Origin of the sequence: Devosia insulae DS-56 (genome assembly GCF_000970465.2) — a bacterium.
GTDB lineage: Bacteria > Pseudomonadota > Alphaproteobacteria > Rhizobiales > Devosiaceae > Devosia_A > Devosia_A insulae.
Genome location: NZ_LAJE02000004.1, coordinates 1 through 8,462, shown reverse-complemented (window position 1 = coordinate 8,462; position 8,462 = coordinate 1). Strand labels below are relative to the sequence as shown.

Sequence of the window (8,462 nt, the reverse complement as noted above, 5' to 3'; positions counted from 1 at the left end):
CCCCCTGCCCCTCCCCTCCTAGCGGACGCGTAGCGCCGCGTGGGGGAGGGGAGCTTTCTCATACCCCAGGAGAATTCTGATGCGCGCTTTGGTCAAAGCCAAATCCGAGCCCGGCATCTGGATGGAAGAGCGGCCGATCCCCGAGATCGGCCCCGAGGATGTGCTGGTCAAGGTGCACAAGACCGGCATCTGCGGCACCGACATCCACATCTACAACTGGGACGACTGGGCCAAAAAGACCGTGCCGGTGCCGCTGGTCACCGGCCATGAATATTCGGGCGAGATCGCCGCCATCGGCGCCGAGGTTCGTAACCTCAAGGTCGGGCAGCGCGTCTCCGGCGAAGGCCATATCGTCGGCATGAAGAGCCGGGCCTCGCGGGCGGGAAAATTCCACCTCGACCCCGACACCAAGGGGATCGGGGTGAACCTCCCCGGCGCCTTCGCCGAGTTCGTCAAAATCCCGGCCTTCAACATCATCCCGCTGCCCGATGCGATCGACGACGAACTGGGCGCCATCCTCGATCCGCTCGGCAATGCCGTGCACACGGCGCTCGCCTTCGACATTGTCGGCGAGGACGTGCTGGTCACCGGCGCCGGCCCGATCGGCATCATGGGCGCGGCGGTCGCCCGGCATGTCGGCGCGCGCCATGTGGTGATCACCGACGTCAACCCCGAGCGGCTCAGGCTCGCCACTGAAGTCGCCGACGTGGTGCCGGTCAATGTCGCGACCGAGGACCTCCGCGCCGTGATGAACAAGCTCGGCATGAAGGAAGGTTTTGATGTCGGCCTCGAGATGAGCGGCGCACCGGCGGCGCTCGACCAGATGATCGACCACATGGTGATGGGCGGCCGCATTGCGCTGCTCGGCGTGCCGGCCCGGCCGTTCATCTTCGACCTCGGCAAGATCGTGTTCCGGATGATCACGCTGCGCGGCATCTACGGGCGCGAGATGTTCGAGACCTGGCACAAGATGCTGGCAATGCTCGAGTCGGGGCTCGACATCAGGAAGGTGATCACCCGACGCATGTCGGCCGACGACTATGCCGATGCGTTCAGGCTGGCGGCCGGGGGCGAGAAGGGCAAGATCGTCTTGGAGTGGTAGACGGCTTGCGCGCGGGGGCGCTCATCGGCGATAAGCCCAGCCTCACACTGGAATATCTGTCATGGCTTTCACCCCGCGCGTCTTTTCCGGCATCCAGCCGTCCGGCGACCTGCATCTCGGCAACTACCTGGGCGCCATCAAGCGCTTTGTGCCGCTGCAGCAGAGCCACCACTGCCTCTATTGCGTGGTCGACATGCACGCGATCACGGTATGGCAGGAGCCCGACGACCTGCGCCGTGCCACGCGTGAGGTGGCTGCCGCGTTTGTTGCGGCCGGCGTCGATCCCAAGAAGCACATCGTCTACAACCAGTCCCGCGTGCATCAGCACGCCGAGCTCGCCTGGGTGTTCAACTGCGTGGCGCGCATGGGCTGGATGAGCCGCATGACGCAATGGAAGGACAAGACGGCCGGCAAAAACGCCGAAGCGGAATCGCTTGGGCTGTTCGCCTACCCCTCGCTGATGGCCGCAGACATCCTGCTCTACAAGGCCACGCACGTGCCGGTGGGCGAGGACCAGAAGCAGCACCTCGAGTTGACCCGCGACATCGCGCAGAAGTTCAATAACGACTTCGCTCCGTCCATCAAGGTGCAGAGCCTCGATGCCGACTACTTCCCGATTACCGAGCCGGTGATCACCGGCCCAGCGACGCGCGTCATGTCGCTGCGCGATGGGCAAAAGAAGATGTCGAAATCCGACCCCTCGGACCAGTCGCGCATCCTCATGCTGGACGATGCCGACGCTATCTCCAAGAAGATCAAGCGGGCGACCACCGACCCCGAGCCACTGCCCTCTGAGGAGGCTGGTCTCAAGGCCCGACCCGAGGCGGACAATCTGGTGGGTATCTATGCAGCGCTCGCCGATGCTACCAAGACCGAGGTGCTCAGGCAGTATGGCGGGCAGGGTTGGGGCGTTTTCAAGCCGGCGCTCGCCGATCTCGCCGTGGCCAAGTTGACGCCGGTGGCTGACGAGATGCGCCGCCTGATCGCAGATCCGGCCAGCATCGACGCCTTCATGGCCGATGGCGCCGAGCGGGCCTCCGAGATCGCCGAACGTACAATGTCGGAAGTACGCCGCATCGTCGGTTTCATCCGCTGACTTCTTGTTCGGCTTGCGGCCCTGCCGCGCATTTGGAACAATGCCGCATCTTCAGACTTGAAGGTGCGGCGCTTTGGCTGACAGCATGAGCGAATACAAACGCAAGTTTCTCGTCGTCATCGACGAGAGCAAGGAAGCCGATCGCGCCATCACCTTCGCCGCCAACCGGGTGAAGCGGACCGGCGGCACGGTGGTGCTGCTCTCGGTGATCGACAGCCAGGATTTCACCCAGTTTCTCGGGGTCGAGGAAGTGATGCGTGCCGAGGCGCGCGAGGAGGCTGAGCGGCTGCTCGACACCAAGCGCGCCCGCATCGGCCAGATCGGCGAGGGCATCCGCACCGAGACGGTGATCCGCGAGGGCGACCTGGTGAGCGAGATCGAGCGGCTGGTGGCCGAGGACGCCGGCATCGCCATCCTGGTGATCGCCGCCGCCGGCGGCAAGGAAGGCCCGGGCCCCTTGGTCAGCAGCTTCGCCACCCGCGCCGGGCAGGCAGCGCTGCCGGTGATCGTCACTATCATCCCGGGCACCATGACCGACGAGCAGATCGTCGCCGTGACGTGATGGCCGCGCATGGTGGGGACTTCCCAGGAGTTGACTGGACCGCCCTGGCCGGTCGACGCCCGAAAGGCATCGACGAACTCGTGGCCGGCTGGATCGGCATCGCGATCGCGGCGAGACGTCTGGATCGGACCGAACCGCCGGAGGCTTGGGTTCGGGTGCCGACCGACTACCTCGTTAACCGGTATCCGGACAGGGCCCTGGCGCTAGTACTGGCGCTGCAGGCGCAGGCGATCCCCGATGATGTGAACTTCAGCATCGCGGCCGTTCCGCTTGCGCATCTGCTTGCCAGTCACGGCCCGGCAGTTATCGGCGAGATTGAACAGCTGGCGCGAGACGACGAGCGGTTCCGACGAACCTTGCGGCGCCTCAGCAACCCCGGGATTGCCGAGGACGTCTGGAAGCGGGCGCTTTTGGCGCGTGGCGACATAGCGACGGACGGCGTATTCGCCGAGGTTGATTGGGGCTCGTTTCCGCCCGACTACCTCCCGTGTGACATGGACGAACTCGTCGACGGGTGGGTGGCAAACGATGTCGCGGACCAAGGCGATGACACGCACTTTTGGGCATGGGAGGTGGCGCGCTACCTCAGCGAATACAATCCTGCTCTGGCGCTTCAGTTCGTCGTTGGCATGCTGGCGCGGCCGATCAGCGACGATACGCGCTATGGCCTGGCGGCCGGGCCGCTGGAGGATATGCTTGCCCACAATGGTCCTGCAGTCATCAACGAGGTTGAGCGACTGGCGCGGCAAAGCGCGGTGTTCCGCGACACGCTACGCGGGGTCTGGAAGAACGCGATGACCGACGACATCTGGGAGCGGGTCGTTGTGGCGCGGGGCACACCAGCCTCTCCCTGAAGCCACGATCAGCCGTGCCCAGACCCTTGCATTTCCGGCTCCAAAACACTAGTTTGGAATTGTTCTAACACGAGTCCGAACCTTCAGATGTTCATCCAGACCGAAGCGACGCCGAACCCGGCGACCCTGAAATTCCTGCCCGGCCGCGATGTGCTGGTGGGGGAACCGCGCGATTTCCGGCAGGCCGAATCGGCCGCCATCTCGCCGCTGGCCGCGGCGCTGTTCGACGTTCCCGGCGTCGAGGGCGTGTTCCTCGGTTCGGATTTCATCTCGGTCACCAAGGATACGGCCGAGTGGAGCCACATCAAGCCGGCGATCCTCGGCGTGATCATGGAGCACTTCCTCTCCGGCAAGCCGGTGCTGGCTGACGGCACGGCGGAGGTCGTCGCCGGCGAAGAGTTCTTCGAAGAGTCCGACGCCGAGACCGTCGAAGTGATCAAGGAGCTGCTCGCCACCCGCGTGCGCCCCGCCGTCGCCATGGATGGCGGCGACATCACCTTCAAGGGTTTCAAGGAGGGCACGGTGTTCCTCCACATGCAGGGCGCCTGCTCGGGCTGCCCGTCTTCGACCGCGACCCTGAAATCCGGCATCGAGAACCTGCTCCGGCATTTCGTGCCGGGCGTCGAGGCCGTGCAGCAGGTTTGAGCGCTGCGGATTGAGTTTTGAATCGACCGGCCCTGTGCCGGGCGATTTGTTTTTTTGGTGACGCAACTCCCACCGGGTCATTCCCGCGAAAGCGGGAACCTCCGTTTGCGATGCCGGCAAAGAAAACAGAGGTCCCCGCCTTCGCGGGGATGACACCGAGTATGCGGAGCGACTGATGACATTCGGTGCGCTCGCGACTATCTCTCCCTCATGTCCAGCGTCCTCCTCGCCATCGATACCGCCGCGCCGCGCCTGCAACTGGCGCTGTTGCTGGGTGATCGCGCCGATACGCTGGTCGAGGAGATGGCACAGGGCCAGGCGGAGCGGATTTTCCCGGCGATCGACGAGCTGCTGGCGCGCAACGGCGTCGCCTACAAGGACCTCACCCGCATCGCCGTCACCACCGGCCCCGGCTCGTTCACCGGGCTCCGCATCGGGCTCAGCGCGGCGCGCGGGCTCGGGCTGGCGCTCGGTATCCCGGTGATCGGCGTGCCGTCGCTGCTGGCGCTGTCGCTCGCGACCCAATGCGAGGCCACCGCGGTGCTGCTCGATGCGCGGCGCGAGGAAGCCTATTTCCAGCTGTTCAGCGGCCCGGCTATCCCGATCGGCGAACCGCAGGTGCTGCCGATGGAAGAAGCGCGCCGCCTTGTGCCCAGCGGCGCCGGACTGATCACCTCGCCGCTGGTCGATATCGCGGCGCTCTCCCGCTTCGCGGCCACCGCCGACCCCACGGGCTACCCGCCCGAGGCGGCCTATATCCGCGATGCCGATGCCAAGCCGCAGGAAAAGTTCCGCGTCGCGAGGGTTGGACAATGAACTTCTGGCTGTCGCCCAATACGCTGCATGTCGAGCCGGCCCGCGGCGCCGATACCGAGACCATTGCTCGGTTGCACGCCGAGGGCTTTTACCGCGGCTGGACGCGCGAAGAGTTCGCCGCCTATGTGGCCGGCAAGGATACGCCGGTCTACGTCGCCTGCGACAGCCGCCGGCGTATTGCGGGCTTTGCCATGCTGCGGCACCTGGGCGAAGAGGTCGAGCTGATCAGCATCGCGGTCGATCGCAAATGGCGGAACAAGGGCGTCGGCGCGCTGCTGATGCGGGCGCTGTTCGAGGCGGCGCGGATGAGCCCGGCCAAGCGCATGCTACTGGAGGTGGCCGCCGACAATAGCGCGGCGCTGAAGCTTTACGGCAAGTTCGGCTTCACCACTGTCGGCGAGCGCAAGGGCTATTATCCGCGCCCCGACGGCACCCCGGCCACCGCTATTGTCATGGCGAGCGATCTTGGCTAACCGAATTACAGTTGTAACGGGGGACGCCCGATGAGCAAACCCGGCCTTCAAACTCTCGAAGAGCAGTGCGCCCAGAAGGGCATGCGGATGACCGACCAGCGTCGGGTCATCGCGCAGGTGATCGAGCAGGCCGTCGACCATCCCGACGTGGAAGAGCTGTATCGCCGCGCCTCGGCCATCGACGCACGGATCTCGCTTTCCACCGTCTACCGCACGCTCAACCTGTTCGAGGAAGCGGGGTTGGTCACCAAGCACGATTTCAAGGACGGCCGGGCGCGCTTCGAGCTGATCCCCGACGAGCACCACGACCACCTGATCGATATCCGCTCGGGTAAGGTGATCGAGTTCCGCAACGAAGAGATCGAAGCCATCCAGGAAGTGATCGCCAAGCGGCTGGGCTACCGGCTGGTCGATCATCGGCTCGAGCTCTATGCTGTGCCGCTCAAGTCGGACGAACCTCACAAATGATCCTCCGCGTCCTGTTCTTCATCTTCTGCTACGTGCCGTTCCTCATCGTCTGCGTGCCCATCCAGTTCCTCATCTCGCGCAGCCCCTGGTTCAACAACCAGATCCCGCGCTGGTTTCACTGGTTCGGCGCCACCTTCCTCGGCATGAAGGTGAAGGTCATCGGCATGCCCTCCACCGACCGGGCGACACTGATCGTTTCCAACCACATCTCGTGGACCGACATCATCGCCGTCGGCTCGAAGGCCGACGTCACATTCGTCGCCAAATCGGAGATCCAGAAGTGGTTCTTCGTCGGCTTCATGGCCTCGTTGCAGCGCACGCTCTATGTCGATCGCAAGAAACGCAGCGACGCCAAGCGGGTGAGCGAGGAGATGGGCAAGCGCATGGCTTCGGGCGGCGCGGTGCTGCTGTTCGCCGAGGGCCAGTCGGACCTCGGCACGCATGTGCTGCCGTTCCGCTCGGCGCTGATCGGCGCCGCGCAGCACGCGATGGAGGAAGCCGGCGCCGCCGAGGTGATGATTCAGCCGCTGACCATCGCCTATACCAAGCTGCAGGGCCTGCCGGTCGGCCGCACCGATCGCTCGTTCATCGCCTGGATCAAGTCCAAGTCGGTGAAGCAGAACATCAAGGAAATCCTCACCGGCGGCACGCGCGAAGTCACCCTCGCCTTCGGCACGCCGCGCCCGCTCAGCTCCGGCACCAACCGGAAGGAACTGGCCAAACAGACCGAAACCGAAGTCCGCCGCATGCTGGTGGCGCTCAACCGCGGCACGCCGCTGCCGATCGCGGCGGAGTAGGCTTCAGCCAAAGGCTAGTCGACGAGGCAGAAGTGGTTGCCCTCGGGGTCAACCATAACCGTGTAGCCGTCGGCCTCGCGCAACACGGCGCCGCCGAGGCCGATAAGCCGGGTGCGCTCGGCCGGCCGATCCGCCACTTTCACATCGAGATGGATGCGGCCTTGCACCCGGCCGCGTTCGATCTCGTGAAAGCAGAGCGTCGGTCCGGGGCCATCGACCATCACCACCGGATCGGTTTCCGGCGTGAGGCCGAGCGCGGCGAGCCGGGCGATTTCCTCATCGTCATAGGCGCGCACTGCATAGCCTTCGATCACCGCGGCCCAGAAGCGCGCCAGCGGCGCGGCGCGGCTGCAGTCGAAGACGATCTCCTTCAGCTTGCCGCTCATTTCAGCGCCTGCTCGAAATCGGCGATGATCGCGTCGGCGTCCTCGATACCGACCGAAACGCGGAACACCCCGTCGCCGGCAGAGGCGCGATAGGTCCGCTCGTCGGCAAGGGCGAAGGAGGAGCGGAGGATATCCTCGGTCGGGATGTAGAAGCAGAGCGACTTGGTCTTGCCCAGCGACACGGCATAGCTGACGAGCTTCAGCCGTTCGGCCAGCTGCCGCGCCACCCCGGCGCTGTCGGAGTTGACCGAAAAGCTCAGCAGCCCGGAGAAATTGCGCATCTGCCGGCGGGCCAGTACCGCCTGCTCGTGGCTGGCGAGGCCCGGCCACAGCACCCGCCGCACTTTTGGGTGCCGCTCCAGCCATTCCGCCACGGCCCGGGCATTGGCCTGGTGCTTGTCCATCCTCAGACCCAGCGTCTCGATACCGCGGAGGATCAGGTAGGCCGAGAAGGGCGACAGCACCGCGCCGTGGTGGATCAGCACGTCTTTGCGCAGCGCGGCGATGTTGTCCGCCCGGCCGATCACCGCGCCGCCCAGCGCATCGCCGTGGCCGCAGAGATATTTGGTCAGCGAGTGGCAGACATAGTCGGCGCCGAGCGCGATCGGGTTGGTGCCGACCGGCGTCGCGATGGTCGAATCCACCGACAGTTTTACCCCGCCGGCATGGGCGATGGCGGCAACTGCGGCGATGTCGGTGAGCTTGAGGATCGGGTTGGCCGGGGTTTCGATATGCACCAGCCGGGTGTTGGGGCGCAGCGCCGCCGCGACGTTGTCGGGGTTGGCGCTGTCGGCGAACGACACCTCGATCCCCTGCCGCGGCAGGGCATGCCGCGCATACTCGGCGACGCCGGCATAGCAGACATCGGAGAGCACCAGGTGATCGCCTGCCTTGAGCAGCCCCGAAAACAGCCCGGTGATTGCCGCCATGCCCGAGCCGAAGCTCAGTGCCGCTTCGCCGCCCTCGAGCAGCGCCAGGCGCTTTTCGAGCAGTTCCAGCGTCGGGTTGCTCCAGCGGGTGTAGAAATGCGGCGCGTCCGCTTGCAGGTCAGAGGCGGAAAAGCCAACCGCGTCCGGATGGGTGAAGTAGGTGGTCGAGAGCACCGGCGCCGGCGCCAGCGGCTCGCCGACGACGCGGGCGCCATCGCCACCATGCAGGGCCAGAGTGTTGAGGTGGTTGGTCATGGTGGTTTCTCCGAGCAGTGAACGTGCAACGGGGAGCGCCTGCTGACAACCCGGTGGCTGTGGACCCCCACCCCTGTCC

At 65.4% G+C, this 8,462-nt stretch carries 11 protein-coding genes; 9 read left to right on the top strand and 2 right to left on the bottom strand.

Going from position 1 to position 8,462, the window contains the following annotated elements:
- Nucleotides 1-79 precede the first annotated feature (79 nt).
- The 9 genes from tdh to VW23_RS00210 all read left to right on the top strand — a co-directional run bounded on the left by tdh (nucleotide 80) and on the right by VW23_RS00210 (nucleotide 6,813).
- Nucleotides 80-1,102, top strand: a complete 1,023-nt coding sequence (gene tdh, locus VW23_RS00250) for an L-threonine 3-dehydrogenase (RefSeq protein WP_069907597.1) — start codon at nucleotides 80-82, stop codon at nucleotides 1,100-1,102.
- Nucleotides 1,103-1,163: 61 nt separating this feature from the next.
- A complete protein-coding gene (trpS, locus tag VW23_RS00245; RefSeq protein WP_069907596.1) occupies nucleotides 1,164-2,198 on the top strand; it encodes a tryptophan--tRNA ligase in 1,035 nt (344 codons plus the stop codon).
- Between the two features lie 85 nt (nucleotides 2,199-2,283).
- On the top strand, nucleotides 2,284-2,760 hold the full coding sequence (locus tag VW23_RS00240) for a universal stress protein (RefSeq protein WP_069907595.1): 477 nt from the start codon (nucleotides 2,284-2,286) through the stop codon (nucleotides 2,758-2,760).
- A complete protein-coding gene (locus VW23_RS00235; protein ID WP_069907594.1) occupies nucleotides 2,760-3,614 on the top strand; it encodes a DUF6869 domain-containing protein in 855 nt (284 codons plus the stop codon). Before VW23_RS00240 ends, VW23_RS00235 begins: the two co-directional genes overlap by 1 nt.
- A gap of 87 nt (nucleotides 3,615-3,701) precedes the next feature.
- Nucleotides 3,702-4,259 carry a NifU family protein gene (locus tag VW23_RS00230; protein ID WP_055874221.1) on the top strand — a complete coding sequence of 186 codons (558 nt, stop codon included), beginning with the start codon at nucleotides 3,702-3,704 and terminating at the stop codon, nucleotides 4,257-4,259.
- Between the two features lie 210 nt (nucleotides 4,260-4,469).
- Nucleotides 4,470-5,075, top strand: coding sequence for a tRNA (adenosine(37)-N6)-threonylcarbamoyltransferase complex dimerization subunit type 1 TsaB (gene tsaB, locus VW23_RS00225; RefSeq protein WP_069907593.1), 606 nt, complete (start codon nucleotides 4,470-4,472; stop codon nucleotides 5,073-5,075).
- Nucleotides 5,072-5,548 (top strand): ribosomal protein S18-alanine N-acetyltransferase, encoded by a 477-nt coding sequence (rimI, locus tag VW23_RS00220; RefSeq protein WP_084645382.1) that lies wholly within the window; start codon nucleotides 5,072-5,074, stop codon nucleotides 5,546-5,548. The genes tsaB and rimI overlap by 4 nt, the downstream gene beginning before the upstream one ends.
- 30 nt (nucleotides 5,549-5,578) lie before the next feature.
- The gene (locus tag VW23_RS00215) at nucleotides 5,579-6,016 is read left to right on the top strand and encodes a Fur family transcriptional regulator (protein ID WP_069907592.1); all 438 of its coding nucleotides are present in this window, start codon (nucleotides 5,579-5,581) and stop codon (nucleotides 6,014-6,016) included.
- Entirely contained in the window at nucleotides 6,013-6,813 is an 801-nt protein-coding gene (locus VW23_RS00210; protein WP_069907591.1) for a lysophospholipid acyltransferase family protein, read from the top strand. The genes VW23_RS00215 and VW23_RS00210 overlap by 4 nt, the downstream gene beginning before the upstream one ends.
- A gap of 14 nt (nucleotides 6,814-6,827) precedes the next feature.
- Here VW23_RS00210 and VW23_RS00205 read toward each other — a convergent pair whose 3' ends face one another.
- Both VW23_RS00205 and VW23_RS00200 read right to left on the bottom strand, forming a co-directional pair.
- Nucleotides 6,828-7,199 carry a VOC family protein gene (locus tag VW23_RS00205; RefSeq protein ID WP_069907590.1) on the bottom strand — a complete coding sequence of 124 codons (372 nt, stop codon included), beginning with the start codon at nucleotides 7,197-7,199 and terminating at the stop codon, nucleotides 6,828-6,830.
- Nucleotides 7,196-8,383, bottom strand: a complete 1,188-nt coding sequence (locus tag VW23_RS00200) for a trans-sulfuration enzyme family protein (RefSeq protein WP_069907589.1) — start codon at nucleotides 8,381-8,383, stop codon at nucleotides 7,196-7,198. The genes VW23_RS00205 and VW23_RS00200 overlap by 4 nt, the downstream gene beginning before the upstream one ends.
- Nucleotides 8,384-8,462 lie beyond the last annotated feature (79 nt).

Coding starts and splice junctions, on each gene's coding strand:
- VW23_RS00200 (WP_069907589.1), bottom strand. CDS start 8,383: ATGACCAACCACCTCAACACTCTGGCCCTGCATGGTGGCGATGGCGCC.
- VW23_RS00205 (WP_069907590.1), bottom strand. CDS start 7,199: ATGAGCGGCAAGCTGAAGGAGATCGTCTTCGACTGCAGCCGCGCCGCG.
- VW23_RS00230 (WP_055874221.1), top strand. CDS start 3,702: ATGTTCATCCAGACCGAAGCGACGCCGAACCCGGCGACCCTGAAATTC.
- tdh (WP_069907597.1), top strand. CDS start 80: ATGCGCGCTTTGGTCAAAGCCAAATCCGAGCCCGGCATCTGGATGGAA.
- trpS (WP_069907596.1), top strand. CDS start 1,164: ATGGCTTTCACCCCGCGCGTCTTTTCCGGCATCCAGCCGTCCGGCGAC.
- VW23_RS00210 (WP_069907591.1), top strand. CDS start 6,013: ATGATCCTCCGCGTCCTGTTCTTCATCTTCTGCTACGTGCCGTTCCTC.
- VW23_RS00235 (WP_069907594.1), top strand. CDS start 2,760: ATGGCCGCGCATGGTGGGGACTTCCCAGGAGTTGACTGGACCGCCCTG.
- VW23_RS00240 (WP_069907595.1), top strand. CDS start 2,284: ATGAGCGAATACAAACGCAAGTTTCTCGTCGTCATCGACGAGAGCAAG.
- rimI (WP_084645382.1), top strand. CDS start 5,072: ATGAACTTCTGGCTGTCGCCCAATACGCTGCATGTCGAGCCGGCCCGC.
- VW23_RS00215 (WP_069907592.1), top strand. CDS start 5,579: ATGAGCAAACCCGGCCTTCAAACTCTCGAAGAGCAGTGCGCCCAGAAG.
- tsaB (WP_069907593.1), top strand. CDS start 4,470: ATGTCCAGCGTCCTCCTCGCCATCGATACCGCCGCGCCGCGCCTGCAA.